At 65.9% G+C, this 17,287-nt stretch carries 12 protein-coding genes and 1 pseudogene; 1 reads left to right on the forward strand and 12 read right to left on the reverse strand.

The window, feature by feature from the left end:
- Positions 1-171: 171 nt before the first annotated feature.
- On the forward strand, positions 172-1,848 hold the full coding sequence (locus tag PTT45_RS02995; RefSeq protein ID WP_273811458.1) for an MFS transporter: 1,677 nt from the start codon (positions 172-174) through the stop codon (positions 1,846-1,848).
- A gap of 58 nt (positions 1,849-1,906) precedes the next feature.
- On the opposite strand, the gene purD is transcribed toward PTT45_RS02995, so the two are convergent.
- From purD to PTT45_RS03055, 12 genes and pseudogenes are all read right to left on the reverse strand, one after another.
- Entirely contained in the window at positions 1,907-3,199 is a 1,293-nt protein-coding gene (purD, locus tag PTT45_RS03000; RefSeq protein WP_273811459.1) for a phosphoribosylamine--glycine ligase, read from the reverse strand.
- 266 nt (positions 3,200-3,465) lie between these two features.
- Positions 3,466-5,073, reverse strand: a complete 1,608-nt coding sequence (gene purH, locus PTT45_RS03005; protein WP_273811460.1) for a bifunctional phosphoribosylaminoimidazolecarboxamide formyltransferase/IMP cyclohydrolase — start codon at positions 5,071-5,073, stop codon at positions 3,466-3,468.
- Between the two features lie 86 nt (positions 5,074-5,159).
- Positions 5,160-5,495 carry a DNA-binding transcriptional regulator Fis gene (fis, locus tag PTT45_RS03010; RefSeq protein WP_043307105.1) on the reverse strand — a complete coding sequence of 112 codons (336 nt, stop codon included), beginning with the start codon at positions 5,493-5,495 and terminating at the stop codon, positions 5,160-5,162.
- Positions 5,492-6,490 (reverse strand): tRNA dihydrouridine synthase DusB, encoded by a 999-nt coding sequence (gene dusB / locus PTT45_RS03015; RefSeq protein ID WP_273811461.1) that lies wholly within the window; start codon positions 6,488-6,490, stop codon positions 5,492-5,494. Before dusB ends, fis begins: the two co-directional genes overlap by 4 nt.
- Before the next feature lie 212 nt (positions 6,491-6,702).
- Entirely contained in the window at positions 6,703-8,058 is a 1,356-nt protein-coding gene (locus PTT45_RS03020) for a DUF3426 domain-containing protein (protein WP_273811462.1), read from the reverse strand.
- Between the two features lie 64 nt (positions 8,059-8,122).
- Complete coding sequence (gene prmA / locus PTT45_RS03025; RefSeq protein ID WP_273811463.1) at positions 8,123-9,001, reverse strand: 50S ribosomal protein L11 methyltransferase; 879 nt, start codon at positions 8,999-9,001, stop codon at positions 8,123-8,125.
- Between the two features lie 134 nt (positions 9,002-9,135).
- A complete protein-coding gene (gene accC, locus PTT45_RS03030) occupies positions 9,136-10,491 on the reverse strand; it encodes an acetyl-CoA carboxylase biotin carboxylase subunit (RefSeq protein ID WP_273811464.1) in 1,356 nt (451 codons plus the stop codon).
- Between the two features lie 16 nt (positions 10,492-10,507).
- A complete protein-coding gene (accB, locus tag PTT45_RS03035; protein WP_043307100.1) occupies positions 10,508-10,966 on the reverse strand; it encodes an acetyl-CoA carboxylase biotin carboxyl carrier protein in 459 nt (152 codons plus the stop codon).
- Between the two features lie 25 nt (positions 10,967-10,991).
- Positions 10,992-11,435 carry a type II 3-dehydroquinate dehydratase gene (gene aroQ / locus PTT45_RS03040; protein WP_273811465.1) on the reverse strand — a complete coding sequence of 148 codons (444 nt, stop codon included), beginning with the start codon at positions 11,433-11,435 and terminating at the stop codon, positions 10,992-10,994.
- Positions 11,436-11,557: 122 nt separating this feature from the next.
- On the reverse strand, positions 11,558-13,357 hold the full coding sequence (locus PTT45_RS03045; protein WP_273811466.1) for a protein-disulfide reductase DsbD: 1,800 nt from the start codon (positions 13,355-13,357) through the stop codon (positions 11,558-11,560).
- Positions 13,358-13,477: 120 nt separating this feature from the next.
- Positions 13,478-13,987: pseudogene (locus PTT45_RS22280) on the reverse strand (methyl-accepting chemotaxis protein); the annotation flags it as partial.
- 1,534 nt (positions 13,988-15,521) lie between these two features.
- Positions 15,522-17,153, reverse strand: coding sequence for a PleD family two-component system response regulator (locus tag PTT45_RS03055; RefSeq protein WP_273811468.1), 1,632 nt, complete (start codon positions 17,151-17,153; stop codon positions 15,522-15,524).
- Positions 17,154-17,287 lie beyond the last annotated feature (134 nt).

Below are 17,287 nucleotides of genomic sequence, written 5' to 3' on the forward strand. Positions count from 1 at the left end.
GGCGCTTGGCAGATGCGGAACCGATTTCCCCCGGAATTTCAAGCCTGTCAGACTAAAGTCTAATGTCGCTTCGGGTGTGCGCGACTAGCCTTGCCTGCAGAACAATCACAAGAAAGACGTCCGCAAGAGGGCGATTCCGCCTTTGTCGACGGATGTCAGGAGGCGGCACCCATGAGTGTGGCAACTGCAGACTCCGGCCATGCACCGGCTGGTCCCATGACCTCGGAGGAGCGGAAAGTCATTTTCGCCTCCTCCCTTGGCACCGTGTTCGAATGGTACGACTTCTACCTGTACGGTTCGCTCTCGGCCATCATCGCGGCGCAGTTCTTCTCGGGGGTTAACCCGACCGCAGCCTTCATCTTCGCGCTCATGGCCTTCGCCGCCGGCTTCGCGGTGCGCCCGTTCGGCGCCATCGTGTTCGGTCGTCTCGGCGATCTGGTCGGGCGCAAATACACCTTCCTCATCACCATCCTGATCATGGGCCTGTCGACCTTCATCGTCGGCATCCTGCCTTCCTATGCCTCGTGGGGCATCGCGGCGCCGGTGATTCTCATCGTGCTACGGCTGTTCCAGGGCCTGGCGCTGGGTGGTGAGTACGGCGGCGCGGCGACCTATGTGGCCGAGCATGCGCCGCACGGCCGACGCGGCTTCTACACCTCGTGGATCCAGACCACCGCGACGCTGGGCCTGTTCCTCTCGCTGCTGGTGATCCTTGGTACCCGTACCTGGCTCGGCGAGGAGGAGTTCGCCGCTTGGGGATGGCGCATCCCGTTCCTGCTGTCGATCGTCCTGCTCGGCATCTCGGTGTGGATCCGCCTGACCCTCAGCGAGAGCCCGGCCTTCAAGAAGATGAAGGAGGAGGGTAAGACCTCCAAGGCGCCGCTGACCGAGGCCTTCGGCCGCTGGGAGAATGCCAAGGTGGCACTGGTCGCCCTGTTCGGCGGCACCGCCGGCCAGGCGGTGGTCTGGTACACAGGGCAGTTCTACGCGCTGTTCTTCCTGACCCAGACGCTCAAGGTGGAGGCCGCCACGGCGAATATCCTGATCGCCCTGTCGCTGCTGATCGGCACGCCGTTCTTCATCTTCTTCGGCTGGCTGTCGGACAAGATAGGGCGCAAGCCGATCATCCTCGGCGGTTGCTTGGTGGCGGCGCTGACCTACTTCCCGCTGTTCGGCCTGATCACCCACTACGCCAACCCGGCGCTGGAGCAGGCGCAGAACTCGGCGCCGGTCACCGTGGTGGCGGACCCGAACGAGTGCTCGTTCCAGTTCAACCCGGTGGGCACCGCGAAGTTCGTCAGCTCCTGTGATATCGCCAAGGGCTTCCTCGCCCGCAACTCGGTGAACTACTCCAACGAGGAGGCGCCGGCCGGCACTCCGGCGAGCATCCGTATCGGTGACCAGACCATCGCCTCGTTCTCCGGCGCCGGCATGCCGGCCGACCAGTTCAAGGCCGAGTCCGATGCCTTCAACCTGAAGATGACCGAGGTGATCCGCAGCCACGGCTACCCGGCCAAGGCCGATCCGGAGCAGGTCAACACACCGATGGTGGTGCTGCTGCTGACCATCCTGGTGCTGTTCGTGACCATGGTCTACGGGCCCATTGCGGCACTGCTGGTCGAGCTGTTCCCGACGCGCATCCGCTACACGGCGATGTCGCTGCCCTACCACATTGGCAACGGCTGGTTCGGCGGCTTCCTGCCGACCACCGCCTTCGCCATGGTCGCCGCCACCGGCAACATCTACTACGGGCTGTGGTACCCGATCGTGGTGGCGGTGATGACTTTCATCATCGGCCTGTTCCTGATGCCGGAGACCAAGGATCGCGATCTGCGCAACTGGCACTGATCGCCATGCAGAAATGAAAAGGCCCCGCAAAGCGGGGCCTTTTTCTATCGGCTGATAATCAACCTTCGCCGTTTTCGCGGGCGATGGCGCGGTAGCCGATATCCTTGCGGTAGAAGCTGCCGTTCCAGCGAATCTTCTCGGCCAGGCGGTAAGCCTGCTGCTGGGCATCGGAGACGCTCTTGCCGATGGCAGTGGCGCACAGAACGCGGCCGCCGGCGGTGACGACTTCACCGGCGGCGTTCAGTGCGGTGCCGGCGTGGAACACCTTGCCGTCGATCTTGGCGGCAGCGTCCAGGCCTTCGATCACGTCGCCCTTGGCGTAGTCGGCCGGGTAGCCGCCGGCGGCGATCACCACACCCACGGTCGGACGCGGGTCCCAGGTGGCTTCGACCTTGTCCAGCGCCTTGGCCAGCGCGGCTTCGACCAGCAGCACCAGGGAGCTTTCCAGACGGACCATGATCGGCTGGGTTTCCGGGTCGCCGAAGCGGCAGTTGAACTCGATGACCTTGGGCTTGCCTGCCTTGTCGATCATCAGCCCGGCGTAGAGGAAGCCGGTGTAGACGTTGCCTTCGGCAGCCATGCCGCGCACGGTCGGGTAGATCACTTCGTCCATCACGCGCTTGTGCACGTCGGCGGTGACCACCGGAGCCGGCGAGTAGGCGCCCATGCCGCCGGTGTTCGGGCCGGTGTCGGCGTCGCCAACACGCTTGTGGTCCTGGCTGGTGGCCATCGGCAGCACGTTCTCGCCGTCGACCATGACGATGAAGGAAGCTTCTTCGCCGTCGAGGAACTCTTCGATCACCACGCGCGCGCCGGCGTCGCCGAAGGCGTTGCCCGACAGCATGTCGCGCACGGCTTCTTCGGCTTCGGCCAGGGTCATGGCGACGATTACGCCTTTACCGGCGGCCAGGCCGTCGGCCTTGACCACGATCGGTGCGCCTTTCTCACGCAGGTAGGCCAAGGCTGGCTCGACTTCGGTGAAGTTCTGGTAGTCGGCGGTAGGGATGTTGTGGCGCGCCAGGAAGTCCTTGGTGAAGGCCTTGGAGCCTTCCAGCTGGGCGGCAGCGGCGGTGGGGCCGAAGATGTCCAGCTTGCGGGTGCGGAACAGGTCGACCACGCCCTTCACCAGCGGTGCTTCCGGGCCGACGATGGTCAGCTGCACGTTCTTCTCGGCGAAGTCGGCCAGCTGCTCGATGGCCAGTACGTCGATGGCGACGTTCTCGCACTTGGCTTCGGTGGCGGTGCCGGCGTTGCCCGGGGCGACGAAGACTTTCTCGACGCGCTTGTCCTGCGCCACTTTCCAGGCCAGGGCGTGTTCACGACCGCCGCTGCCGATGATCAATACGTTCATGTTTCAAGCCTCATGTTGATCGTTCCCACGCTCTGCGTGGGAACGGAGCTGTGGACGCTCGGCGTCCGCGGCATGGGACGCCGAGCGTCCCGGGCTGCATTCCCACGCGGAGCGTGGGAACGATCAGTAAAACTTGGCAGGCAGGTCGCAATGAAGCCGGTAGATGCAAGCCGCCTTGGGTTTCGACAAGCGGAGTTGCCTAGTGGCAATGAGCATTGGCGGAACCTAAGGCAACACAGCAGATGCCGGTTTCAGTGCGGCCGAAATCAATGCCTAAAATGGCGCATGCCGGTGAACACCATCGCGATGTTAGCCTCGTCGGCTGCAGCGATGACTTCCGCATCGCGCATCGAGCCGCCCGGCTGGATCACCGCGGTGATGCCGACCTTGGCCGCATTGTCCAGGCCGTCGCGGAACGGGAAGAAGGCGTCGGAGGCCATTACCGAACCGGCAACCTGCAGGCCGGCGTGCTCGGCCTTGATCGCGGCGATGCGCGCAGAGTTGACGCGGCTCATCTGGCCGGCGCCGACACCGATGGTCTGGCGGCCCTTGGCATAGACGATGGCGTTGGATTTGACGAACTTGGCCACTTTCCAGGCGAACACCAGGTCATGGATTTCTTGCTCGGTCGGCGCGCGCTTGGTCACCACTTTCAGCTCTTCGGCGGTGATCATGCCGATGTCGCGGCTCTGGACCAGCAGGCCACCATTGACGCGCTTGAAGTCCCAGCCGGCGGCACGTTCGGCCGGCCACTCGCCGCACTCGAGCAGACGCACGTTGGCTTTGGCGGCGACCACGTCGCGGGCGGCCTGGGAGATTTTCGGGGCGATGATCACTTCGACGAACTGGCGCTCGACGATGGCTTTCGCGGTCTCGCCGTCCAGCTCGCGGTTGAAGGCGATGATGCCGCCGAAGGCCGACTCGGTGTCGGTGGCGTAGGCCAGGTCATAGGCCTTGCGGATGCCGCCTTCGGCGTCGGTGGCTACGGCCACGCCGCACGGGTTGGCGTGCTTGACGATGACGCAGGCCGGCTTGACGAAGCTCTTCACGCACTCCAGCGCGGCGTCGGTGTCGGCCACGTTGTTGAACGACAGTTCCTTGCCCTGCAGCTGGATGGCGGTGGCGACGCTGGCCTCGCCCTTCTGTGCTTCCACGTAGAACGCCGCGCTCTGGTGCGGGTTCTCGCCGTAGCGCATTTCCTGGGCCTTGATGAACTGGCTATTGAAGGTGCGCGGGAAGGAGCCACGATCTTCGGTCGACAGGGTGTCGCGCGCCTGGTCGATGGTGCCCAGGTAGTTGGCGATCATGCCGTCGTAGGCGCTGGTGTGCTCGAAGGCCTTGAGGGCCAGGTCGAAGCGCTGGGCGTAGGTCAGGCCGCCGGCTTTCAGACCTTCGACGATGCTGGCGTAGTCGCCGGCGTTGACCACGATGGCCACGTCCTTATGGTTCTTCGCGGCGGAGCGGACCATGGTCGGGCCGCCGATGTCGATGTTCTCGATGGCGTCGGCCAGGTCACAGCCGGGCTTGGCCACGGTGGCGGCGAAGGGGTAGAGGTTGACCGCGACCAGGTCGATCGGTTTGATGCCGTGCTGCTCCATCACCGCGCCGTCGAGGGCGCGACGGCCGAGGATGCCGCCGTGGATCTTCGGGTGCAGGGTCTTGACGCGACCGTCCATCATTTCCGGGAAGCCGGTGTAGTCGGCCACTTCCACGGCCGCGACGCCGTTGTCCTTGAGCAGCTTGTAGGTGCCGCCGGTGGAGAGGATTTCCACGCCCAGGCTGACGAGCTCACGGGCGAACTCGAGGATGCCGGTCTTGTCGGAGACGCTGATCAGGGCGCGGCGAACGGGGAGGCGGGTGGTCTGGTCGGTCATTGCAAAGTCCATCGGAGCTGGAGATTCAGTAAAAAAGGCGACCCCTTTTTTGTATTGAGGGCCGCCCTTTTCCATGTGTTCGAGACTTACAGCAGATCGTATTGCTTGAGCTTCTTGCGCAGGGTGCCGCGGTTCAGGCCGAGCAGCTCGGAGGCCTTGGTCTGGTTGCCCTTGACGTAGTTCATCACGGTTTCCAGCAGCGGCGCTTCGACCTCGGTCAAGACCAGGTTGTAGACGTCGGTGACGTCGGCCCCTTCGAGATGGGCGAAGTAGTTGTGCAGAGCCTTCTCCACGCTGTCGCGCAGGGTCTGGCCCTGCTCGAACGGAGTGTTCAGGTGCTGCTTCAGGTTGGCGTTGTCGCTCACGGGTACTGCCCCATCAAAAACTGATTGCTCAAAAAAAGGCTCGGTCATCCTCGTCATGCGGCCACCCCTTCTCCTTTGTTGTTCTGTTCGGCGAAGAACTGCCGAACGGCGGTGCGCTGTGCGTCCGTACTTTCCAGACGATTGAACTCGGCGCGGAACTCGCGGGCGCCGGGTAGAGTTGCCAGGTACCAGCCGACATGCTTGCGGGCGATGCGTACGCCCATCAGGTCGCCATAGAAGGCGTGCAAGGCGGCCAGGTGCTCCAGCAGGATCCGTTCTACTTCGTATAGTGTTGGTGCCGGCAGCTCCGTGCCGGTCGCCAGGTAATGAGCGATCTCGCGGAAGATCCACGGCCGCCCTTGCGCCGCACGGCCGATCAGCAGGGCGTCGACACCGGTGGCGTCGAGCACGGCCTTGGCCTTGTGCGGTGAATCGATGTCGCCATTGGCGAACACCGGAATGGAGATCGCCTGCTTGATGGCCGCGATGGTGTCGTACTCGGCTTCGCCGGTGTACAGGTCGGCGCGGGTGCGGCCGTGCACGGCGAGGGCGGCGATGCCGGCCTGTTCGGCGATCTTGGCCACGGTGATGCCGTTCTTGTTCGCGCGATCCCAGCCGGTGCGGATCTTCAGGGTCACTGGCACGTCGACGGCCTTGACCACGGCGTCGAGGATCGCCGTCACCAGCTCTTCATCTTTCATCAGCGCGGAGCCGGCGGCCTTGTTACAGACCTTCTTGGCCGGGCAGCCCATGTTGATGTCGATGATTTGCGCGCCCAGTTCGACATTGCGACGGGCGGCTTCGGCCAGCATCTCGGGGTCGCCACCGGCGATCTGCACCGAGCGTGGCTCGGGATCACCCTCGTGGATCAGGCGCAGCCGCGACTTGCGGCTGTTCCACAGGCGCACGTCGCTGGTGACCATCTCGGAGACGACCATCCCGGCGCCCAGGTGCCGGCACAGCTGCCGGAACGGCTGATCGGTGACGCCCGCCATGGGGGCGAGGATCAGCTGGTTGGGCAGTGTGTAAGGGCCGATGCGTACCACCGACATGGTCATCCCTGTTGTCTCGAGGGTCGTTTCGGGCAATGGCGTAGCCTGCCAAAGTGCGGAACGGCGATCGGGGGAGTGCGAAAAAGGGAGGGCATGATACCCGCTCTCGGTGACCGGATAAAGGCTGTTTTGAACAAATTATGAGCAGCCATCGGGTTATTGCCGTTGGCTAGGTGGCGCGCTGCAAGTGCCGGAAATCCGGCACTTGCAGGCTATTCCGGGGAGTAGAAGCTGAGGCTGTAGTTGACCGCCCGGTCGCCCGGATCCTTGATCTCCAGGGAGATGTGGATCGGCGTCTGCGGTGGCATTTCGGCCTGGCCGGCCAGCTCGCCACTGAGGTATTCGCTGGGGCGGAAACGGCTGCTGGCGATCAGCTGGCCGTTGAGGTCGGCGAAGCGCAGTTCCAGCAGCGGGAAGGGCTGGGCGAACTGGGCGCGGTTGTAGAGGATGGCGTCGACCATCAGCGCATCCATGTATTGCGGATGGCTGCGCACCACCAGGTTGGTGCTGCGTACCTGGGCGATGTCGACCTTGGACGGCAGGGTGCAGCCGATTTCCGGGCAGAGGGTCTCGAACCAGGGGCGGTACTGGTCCTGGCGCGCCAGTTCCTCGAAGTGGTAGGCCACGTACTGGGTGGCCAGTGCGCCGGCGGCGATCAGGTTCAGCAGGCCCCAGCCGATCCAGCGGCCCCAGGGTTTCTTCGGCTGTTGCCAGTCCAGTTGCAGCGGGTCGTCATTGAGGTCGAGCAGGCCGTTGTCGCGCAGGGCCGGCTCGCTGCGCGCGGGCTTGGCGGTGGCTGGCGCCGGTGCCGGCTCGGCGGCGATGCGGTAGTCGCCATCGCCGATTTCCTCGGCATCGTCCTCGTCATGGGCATCCAGGTCGCCGAGGGACGGCTCGTCGCGCTCGCGCGGCGCTTCCGCGACAGGCTTGGCGATGGGCGCCGGCACTGTCTCTTCGGGCTTGGTCGCTGCGAGCTGGGGCTCGGGCTGCGGCTCGACGACAGGGCGGGCGATGACGGCAGGGGCCGGCTTGCGCGGCGGCTCTTCCTTGATCAGCGATTCGGCCCAGCTCTCGTCGTGGCGGTTGTCTTCGTCATCGTCGTGCGGCAGGTGCTCGGCGGGCTTGGCGCCGCTGTCCATGGCGAGGAACTCGCGGGACAGCTGCATCTCCTGCTCTTCCAGCTTGGCCAGCTCCTCGTCCAGGTCGAGGCTGTCGAGGTCGAGGTCGTCGTGAATCCACAGGGTGTCGACGGACTTCTTGTCCGGCGTTGCGGCGGGGCGCGGCGCGGCAGTTGGCTGCGCCTGAGCGGTCGGCGCTGGTGCCGTGGGCTGCACAGGGGCGACAGGCTTGGCTGTCGCCGGAGCTGCCGGCTTGGCGGGGATAGGTGCAGGCGTTGGCGCGGCAGGCTTGCTGGCGCGGTTCTGATCCACCAGCAGCTGTTGGGCGGCGTTGAACACGCGCATGCAGGCGCCGCAGCGGACCGCGCCATGGGCTGCGCCCAGCTGCGCACGACTGATGCGGAAGCTGGTACGGCAGTGGGGGCATTGGGTGACGAAGCTGTCGGTCATGCGGCGGTCCGTGCGAAGCAGGGCGCTAGTTTACCCAAGCTGGGGCCTGGGAATACAAGCGCTGCTAGCGCTTTACCCCGCTGATGCGTACCCAGCCGTCCTTGATCGCGGTCGGGTCGAGGTCGAAGGCGCCTTCATAGGCGGCGCGGACTTCCTCTGCCTGCTCGGCGAGGATGCCGGACAGCGCCAGGCGGCCACCGGCCTGGACCAGCGCGGTGATCTGCGGCGCCAGCGATACCAGCGGGCCGGCCAGGATGTTGGCCACCACTACCTCTGCCGGCTGTTGCGGCATGTCGGCGGGCAGGTAGACCGGGAAGCGCGCCGGATCGATGCCGTTGCGCCCGGCATTGTCGCGCGAGGCTTCCAGGGCCTGCGGGTCGATATCGGTGCCGATGGCCCGCGGTGCGCCGAGCAGCAGGGCGGCGATGGCCAGGATGCCCGAGCCGCAGCCGAAGTCGATCACGTTGCAGCCTGCCAGCTCCTGGCCGTCCAGCCATTCCAGGCACAGCGCGGTGGTCGGGTGGGTGCCGGTACCGAAGGCCAGGCCCGGGTCGAGCAGCAGGTTGACCGCCTCCGGCTCCGGCGCGGCGTGCCAGCTCGGCACGATCCACAGGCGGCGGCCGAAACGCATGGGCTGGAAGTTGTCCATCCAGCTGCGTTCCCAGTCCTGGTCGGCGATGTGCTCGATCTCGTGGGTCGGCAGATCGCCACCGGTGAGCAGCTGCAGGTGTGCCACCAGGTTGGCCGGGTCGGTGTCGGCCTCGAACAGGGCCAGCAGGTGGGTGTTGGACCACAGCGGGGTGGTGCCCAGGTCCGGCTCGAAGATCGGCTGATCCTCGGCATCCATGAAGGTTACCGACACGGCGCCGACGCCGAGCAGGGCGTCCTCGTAGGTCTCCGCCTGTTCCGGGGTGATGGCGAGACGGACTTGTAACCAGGGCATGGCGAACCTCGTGTGCGGTGCAGCAGGATGGTGCGATTTGGGCGCGCAGCTTACTTGAGGGGGCGACGCCCCGCCAGTTCAGGCGCCGAAACGACAAAGGCCGCCCGAAGGCGGCCTTTGTTTGGCTGGACGGCTCAGTGCTTGTCCATGCCCAGCTTCTTCTCGAGGTAGTGGATGTTCACTCCACCCTTGAGGAAGCCCTTGTCGCGGGTGAGGTCGCGGTGCAGCGGGATGTTGGTCTTGATCCCGTCGACCACGATCTCTTCCAGGGCGTTGCGCATGCGCGCCATGGCTTCGTCGCGGGTACGACCGTAGCTGATCAGCTTGCCGATCAGCGAGTCGTAGTTCGGCGGAACCGAGTAGCCGCTGTACAGGTGCGAGTCGACGCGGATGCCGTTGCCGCCCGGGGCATGGAAGTGCTTCACCTTGCCGGGGCAGGGCATGAAGTTGTCCGGGTCTTCGGCGTTGATCCGGCACTCTAGGGAGTGGCCGAGGATCTTCACGTCTTCCTGCTTGATCGACAGCTTGTTGCCCGCGGCGATGCTGAGCATCTCCTTGACGATGTCGACGCCGGTGACCATTTCGGTGACCGGGTGCTCGACCTGTACGCGGGTGTTCATCTCGATGAAGTAGAAGCGACCGTCTTCATAGAGGAACTCGAAGGTGCCGGCGCCGCGGTAACCGATCTCGACGCAGGCATCGACGCAGCGTTGCAGGACTTCGGCGCGGGCCTTCTCGTCGAGCAGCGGGGCAGGGGCTTCTTCCAGAACCTTCTGGTGACGACGCTGCAGCGAGCAGTCGCGGTCGTACAGATGGATGGCGTTGCCCTGGCCGTCGGACAGCACCTGGACTTCAACGTGGCGCGGGTTGCCGAGGAATTTTTCCAGATAGACCATCGGGTTGCCGAACGCAGCACCGGCTTCGGTGCGGGTCAGCTTGGCCGACTTGATCAGGTCTTCTTCCTTGTGCACCACGCGCATGCCGCGACCACCGCCGCCGCCAGCGGCCTTGATGATCACCGGGTAGCCGACTTCGCGGGCGATGCGCAGGGCTTCATCCTCGTCTTCCGGCAGCGGGCCGGCGGAACCGGGAACCACCGGTACGCCGGACTTGATCATGGCGTCCTTGGCGGAAACCTTGTCGCCCATCAGGCGGATCACGTCGGCGGTCGGGCCGATGAAGGCGAAGCCGGATTTCTCCACCTGCTCGGCGAAGTCGGCGTTTTCGGCGAGGAAGCCGTAGCCCGGGTGAATCGCAGTGGCGCCGGTGACTTCGGCGGCGCTGATGATCGCCGGGATGCTCAGGTAGGACTGCGCGCCCGGCGCCGGGCCGATGCACACGGTCTCGTCGGCCAGCCCCAGGTGCATCAGGTCGCGGTCGGCGGTGGAGTAGACCGCTACCGTCTTGATGCCCATTTCCTTGCAGGCGCGCAGGATGCGCAGGGCGATTTCGCCACGGTTGGCGATCAGGACTTTTTCCAGCTTCTGCATTACGGGCTCCCCGTCATCAGACGATGGTGAACAGGGGCTGGTCGTACTCAACCGGCTGGCCGTTTTCGACGAGGATCGATTCGATCACGCCGCTGGCCTCGGCCTCGATGTGGTTCATCATCTTCATGGCTTCGACGATGCACAGGATGTCGCCTTTCTTCACGGTCTGCCCGACTTCGGCGAAGTTCGCGGAGGTTGGCGAGGCGGCGCGGTAGAAGGTGCCGACCATCGGCGAGCGAACCACGTGGCCGTTCAGCTTGGCGGCGGCCGGGGCACCGGCTTCGGCCGGAGCGGCGGCTGCGACAGGTGCTGCGGCCGGAGCCGGCGCTGCTGCGTATACCGGTTGCGGGGCGTAGGCCGGCTGCTTGCTGTGGCGGCTGATGCGCACGGACTCTTCGCCCTCGCGGATCTCCAGCTCGTCGATACCGGACTCTTCCAGCAGCTCGATCAGTTTTTTGACTTTACGGATATCCATAGTTTTGCAACTCCCAAGGGTGAGGTCAGGGGCGTTCTAATTGTTCCAGGGCGGCCTCCAGGGCCAGTCGGTAGCCGCTGGCGCCAAGGCCGCAGATCACTCCCACCGCTACGTCGGAGAAGTAGGAGTGATGGCGGAAAGGTTCGCGTTTGTGCACGTTGGACAGGTGCACTTCGATGAATGGGATGCTCACCGCCAGCAATGCGTCACGTAATGCGACGCTGGTGTGAGTAAAAGCCGCCGGATTGATCAGGATGAAGTCGACTCCTTCACCTTTCGCCGCATGAATCCGGTCGATCAGCTCGTACTCGGCGTTGCTCTGCAGATACATCAGGTGATGGCCGGCGGCACGGGCGTGCTGCTCCAGGTCCTGGTTGATCTCGGCCAGGGTCGTGGCGCCGTATTTGTCGGGCTCGCGGGTGCCCAGCAGATTGAGGTTGGGGCCGTGCAGCACCAGGAGAGTGGCCATGGGCGCTTCCTTGTTGTTCTGACCTTGGAATGGCCGGGACTATGCCGAAAGCGCTGCGGGCTGTCCAGTTGCCGGGAGTAGCCGGCAAGATGGACGAAATTTACGGCAGAAATATGACGAGGTCAGTTCTGGCGGGAGGCGGCGCGGGTCAGGCGTTCGGCGAAGTCGGCGGCGCTGATTTCACCTACGACACGCAAATCCGACCATTCGTCACCCTTTTTGCCGAAGAACAGGATCGCCGGCGGGCCGAACAGCTGGTAGCGGTCGAGCAGGGTGCGTTGCTCCGGGTTGCTCTCGGTGATGTCGAAGCGGATCAGCCGATAGCCGCCCAGCTGCGCGGTTACGGCAGGCGCGGTCAGCACTTCGCGCTCGATCACCTTGCAGCTGATGCACCAGTCGGCGTACCAGTCCAGCAGCAGCGGCTGGCCGGTGCTCTTGGCCTCGGCGAGCGCGGCGTCCAGTTCGGCCGGGGTGGTGATGGTCTGCCATTCGCTGTGTGCGACTCTGGCTTGCGCGCTTACGACGGCGGCCTCGGCGCGACCCAGCGGGCGCAGGGGATCGCTCGCCCCCTGCAGGGCACCGACCCAGGCGACCACCGCATAGACCAGCAATGGCAACCCCAGCAACTGGGCGAATTTCTGGTGATGGGTCTTCGGCGTCAGCTCCAGTACGCCGAGCCACAGGGCGATGCCGGCGGCCAGCAGGCCCCACAGCGCCAGGCTGACCGATCCCGGTACGACGCGCTCCAGCAGCCAGATCGCGACCGCCAGCAGCAGGGCGCCGAACAGATTGCGCACGCCGATCATCCAGTTGCCGGATTTCGGCAGCAGGGCGCCGCCGCCAACGGCGAAGAGTACCAGTGGCGCGCCCATGCCCAGGCCCAGGGCGAGCAGCTTGAGGCCGCCGCCGAGGGCGTCGCCGCTGGCGCTGATGTACAGCAGTGCGCCGGCCAGCGGTGCCGACACGCAGGGCGACACCAGCAGGCTGGAGAGCACGCCGAGGGCGGCGGCGCTGAGCACGGTGCCGCCGTTCAGGCGCTGGCTCAGGCGCTGCAGCGGGCCGTCGATGGCGGCCGGCAGGCGCAGTTCGAGGAAGCCCAGGCTGGCGGCGCCGAACAGGGCGAAGAAGATGGCGAAGGGCACCAGTACCCAGGGCGACTGCAGGCGCGCCTGCAGGTTGAGCTCGGCGCCGAACAGGCCCATCAGCGCGCCGAGGATGGCGAAGCTGATCGCCATCGGCAGCACGTAGGCCAGCGACAGCACCAGGCTGCGCGCGCCGCCTGGCCGGCCGCGCAGGACCACGCCGGTGAGGATCGGCAGCATCGGCAGCACGCAGGGTGTGAAGGTCAGGGCCAGGCCGCCGAGGAAGAACAGCGCCAGTTCCTTCCAGGTCCAGCCGCTTTGCGCCGGGGTGCCAGTGGATGTCTCTGCGGGCTTGGTGGTCTGCGCGGCGCCCTTGCCGTCGACCTCGATGCGCTCGTTCTCCGGCGGGTAGCACAGGCCCTTGTCGGCGCAGCCCTGGTAGCTGACGTGCACGGTGAAGGGCAGGTCGATGGGGTTGTCGATCGGTAGCGTTACGTCGGTGATGCCGTAGTACACCTCGACATCGCCGAAGTATTCGTCGTGCTTGGGCTCGCCGGCCGGCAGCACGGCCTCGCCCTTGGCCAGGTCGCTGGGTTCGATGCGGAACTGGAAGCGGTGGCGGTAGAGGTAGTAGCCCTCGGCGTTGACGAAACGCAGCTTCACCGACTTGGCGTCGCTGCTCACCAGGCTCAGGCGGAAGGCCTCGCGCACCGGCAGGAAGTCGCCGCTGTTGTTCAGCGTGGAGTCCTCGATCACGCCGCGTGGCTTGGGGTCATCGAACAGTCCGGCCAGGGCCGGCAGGGTGAACAGCAGCAGGAACAGAGGCAGCAGACGGCGCATGGCGGGCTCGCACGAGAGACGTGGCGGCATCATACCCAAGTCGGGCGAGCGACCCTAGGCGACGCAACGGCGCAGTGCATGAGCGGATATTGCCGATGACGGACGGCTGCGCCGCCTGGCCTACACGCGGAAGGCCTGCACCGCCGTGTGCAGGCGGCCACCCAGTTGCAGCAGCTGTTCGCCCTGGGCGCGGCCCTCGCCGATGCGGGTCAGGTTATCGCCGCCCAGGTGATGGATGCGTTCGCTGCGGTCACGAATCTCGCTGGCGGCGCCGCCCTGCTGGGCGGTGGCCTCGGCAATGCGCTCGGCCATGCTGGCGATGGTGCGGATGGCGCCGACCACTTCGTCGAGGGCGCCGTCGGCCTGTTCGGCCTGGCCAGCGGTGGCTTCGGCATGCTCGACCTGGGCACGCATCGCCGATACCGACTGCTGGGCGGCCTGTTGCAGGCGCGCAATCAGTTGCTGGATTTCCTCGGTGGCGCCGCTGGTGCGCTGGGCCAGCGAACGCACCTCGTCGGCCACCACGGCGAAGCCACGGCCGGCTTCCCCGGCGCGGGCGGCCTCGATGGCGGCATTGAGCGCGAGCAGGTTGGTCTGTTCGGCCACGCCGCGGATCACTGTCAGCACCGAACCGATGGTGGCGGTCTCGGCGGCCAGCTGTTCGATGGATTGGGCGTTGCCTTGCACCTCGCCGACCAGCGCATGCAGACCGGTGAGGCTCTGCTCGATCACTCGCTGGCCCTGTTCCACCGCCTGGCTGGCGGCGCGGCTGGCCTCGGCGGCCTGGCTGGCGTCGTCGGCGACCTGGGCGATGGTGCCTTCCAGTTCGCCCAGCGCATCGCGGATCTGCGCCGTGTCGGTGAGCTGGCGCTCGGCGCCACCGTGCAGGCCCTGGCTCAGCTCGGCCAGGGTGCGGCTGCTGCCCGCCACCTCGCCAGCGTGTTGGTGGATGGTGCCGACCAGCTCGACCAGGTAGCGACGCAGGTGATTGAGCGATTCCTCGATGTCGCGCAGTTCGCGGGTGTTCGAGTCCAGGCGCACGTCGCCGGAGAAGTCACCGGCGGCCCAGGTGGAGAGCTCCGGGGCGAGGCGGCCGAGCAGGTTGCTCAGACGGCGCTGGATGCGATCCAGGCCAAGGGCGATGAGCAGGATCACGCCGATCACCAGGCCCTGGCCCAGGCGTACCTCGCCCTGGATGCGACCGTGCTCGGCGCGCACCTGCGGCTCCAGCGCGGCCAGTGCCTGTTGCAGGTCGTCGATGCGTGCGCTGCTGGCGCTGGCCAGTTCCGCGCGCTGACGGATCAGCGCCTGGGTGCGTTGCAGTTCGGCGGGGTAGCGTTTGATCAGGCTGCTCAGCTCGCGCTTGAGAGCGATGCCCTTGTCCTCGGCCTGTTCCTGTTCGCCATCGCTGGCCAGGCCGAGCATGGCGGCGAAGCTGTCGCCGGAGTCGCTGCTGTCGGCCACGCCGAGCAGCGGCAGGCTGTCCAGCGCGCTGGCGTTCTGATTCAGCGCGGCCAGTTCGCGTTCGACGTCGGCGGCTAGTTCTTCGCGGCCGCTGGTCACCAGCTTGCCGCGGGCGTGGCCGAGGCGGGTCAGGTGCTGGGCGGAGAGGAACAGGGGCTTGGCGTAGAGAGCGGCCTGCGCGTTGCCACTGTCCTCGGCGTATTTGTTCAGCTGGTCGAGGGCGCCGCCGATCTCGCGCTCGGCCTGCAGCAGCAGGCCCTGGGGATCGCCGGCGAGCTTGCCAGCCGCCAGCAGGTCGCCGGCGACGAACTGGTTCAGCTCGGTCAGGCTCGGGCGCAAGTCATCGGCCAGCTCCGGCGGCAGCTCGGCGAGCTGGCTTTCCAGTTGTTCGATGGCTTGCTGGGCCTGCTTGTGGCGCAGGGCGTCGCCGCTGCCGAGGTAGGCCTGGACGTTGTCCGCGACCTGCTGCTGGAACTGCTGGGACAGGCCCAGGTAACGCTGCATCAGCAGGTAGGGGCGCTCCAGGGCGCCCTCCGACCACCAGAGCGTGGCACCGAGGGCAACGCAGGCGGCTACCAGGAGCGCGGTGGAGAGGTTGGTGAGCTGCTTGAGACGCATGTTCGGGCACCAGAAAACGACTGAGGTGGTGCCCGAAAGGTTATTGCGGTTTGGTTACAGCCTGATGACTGCGTGAAGCGCATCACGCTTCGCCGCGGTACACCTCGACCTTGTTGCGCCCGCCGCGCTTGGCGACGTAGAGCGCTTCGTCGGCCTGCTTGGACAGGCTGTTGCTGTCCATGCCCTCGGTCATTTCGGCGATGCCGCAGCTGAAGGTGCAGGACAGGTCATGCGGTTGCGCCGGGTAGTGGATCTCGGCGAAGCGCCGACGGATCTCGTCGAGCACCTTGGCCGCGGTGGCGGCATCGGTGTCCGGCAGAACCACGGCGAATTCCTCGCCACCGTAGCGGCCGATGTGGTCGGTCTTGCGCAGGCGCTGCTTGAGGAACAGCGCCAGGCTCTTGATCACCCGGTCGCCCATGGGGTGGCCGTAGGTGTCGTTGACCTTCTTGAAGTGATCGATGTCGAGCATGGCGAAGGTCAGCGGCTGACCATCGCGACGGGCGCGGAAGCGCGCGTCTTCCAGCAGCTGCAGGGTGTGGGTGTGATTGAACAGCCCGGTGAGGCTGTCGCGCACCATGCGTGCCTTGAGGTTGCGTGCCCGCGCCGCGCGGTTGCGCACGGTGGCGATCAGGTGGCGCGGCTTGATCGGCTTGGTCAGGAAGTCGTCGCCGCCCTCGCTCATGGCGTCGAGCTGCTTGTCCAGGTCGTCTTCGGCGGACAGGTAGATGATCGGCACACTGACGTAGCGGTCGTTGTGGCGGATCACCTTGGCCAGCTCGGTGCCGTTGCAGTCCGGCATGTACATGTCGAGGATGATCAGTTCCGGCTGGAACTCGGCCAGTTCGGCCATCGCCTGGATCGGCTCGGTCAGGGTGCGGGTGACGATGCCGGCGCTGTTCAGCACGCGCTCGGTGTGCGTGGCCTGGGCCCGCGAGTCGTCGACGATCAGTACCTTGTAGGGCTCGTAGTGGACCACGTTGGTCAGCACTTCGATGCGCTCGATCAGGCCGGAGGCGTCCAGGGTGCCGGTGAAGAACTCCTGGCCACCGGCGCGCACGGCTGCCAGTCGGGTCGGGGTGTCCACGTCCTCGTGGCTGAAGAACAGCAGCGGCAGCTTGTGCTCCAGACCCTGCTGGGCCTCGCTGGCCAGCACCAGGCCCTGGCCGGGGCCGGCGAAGTCGACTTCCATCAGAATGGCCGAGGGATGGCGCTCGGCCATGGCGGCGCGGAACGCGGCGGCGCTGTCCAGCTGCTGGGCGCTGAGGCCGAAGAACTCCAGTTGCTGGGCCAGGCGCTCGGCGCGCTCGAGGTCCTGCAGGGCCAGGTACACCGGCTTGCGCAGTGGCGGCAGGTAGGTCTGTTCGTATTGATCGCCGTGGCGCAGGCCGGTGCGCGACAGGCGCTGCATCAGCTGGTTGAGCTCGGTGATCAGGGCGCTGGTCAGGCGGCCGCGGTTGGCTTCCACCGCCTCCAGGCAATGGCCGATGGAGCGGGCCAGTTGCACGTGCAGGTCCTGTTCGAAGCGTTCGGCATAGCGCAGCAGGCCGAGGTTGGCCTCGACCAGTTCGGCCATCACGCTGTTGCCCCATTCTTCCTGCTGCAGGCGCTGCCACACTTCCAGCACCTGGCGCGCCTGGTGAATGACGCGCTTGGCGAAGTGTTGCTTGAGCCGATCGCGGCTGGGGTCTTCTTGCTCGTTCATGACTGGCATCGGATCGTTATGCAGCCTTGCGGGCTGAATGATGGCTTGATGCTACCACTGGTAATAACCCTAGAGACAACCTTCGGTCATTTGACGCCAAATTTCCAGCTTTTGGCCGAATCGGCATCATCGCTGCTGATCTG

This window comes from Pseudomonas sp. Gutcm_11s (genome assembly GCF_028649395.1).
Lineage (GTDB): Bacteria > Pseudomonadota > Gammaproteobacteria > Pseudomonadales > Pseudomonadaceae > Aquipseudomonas.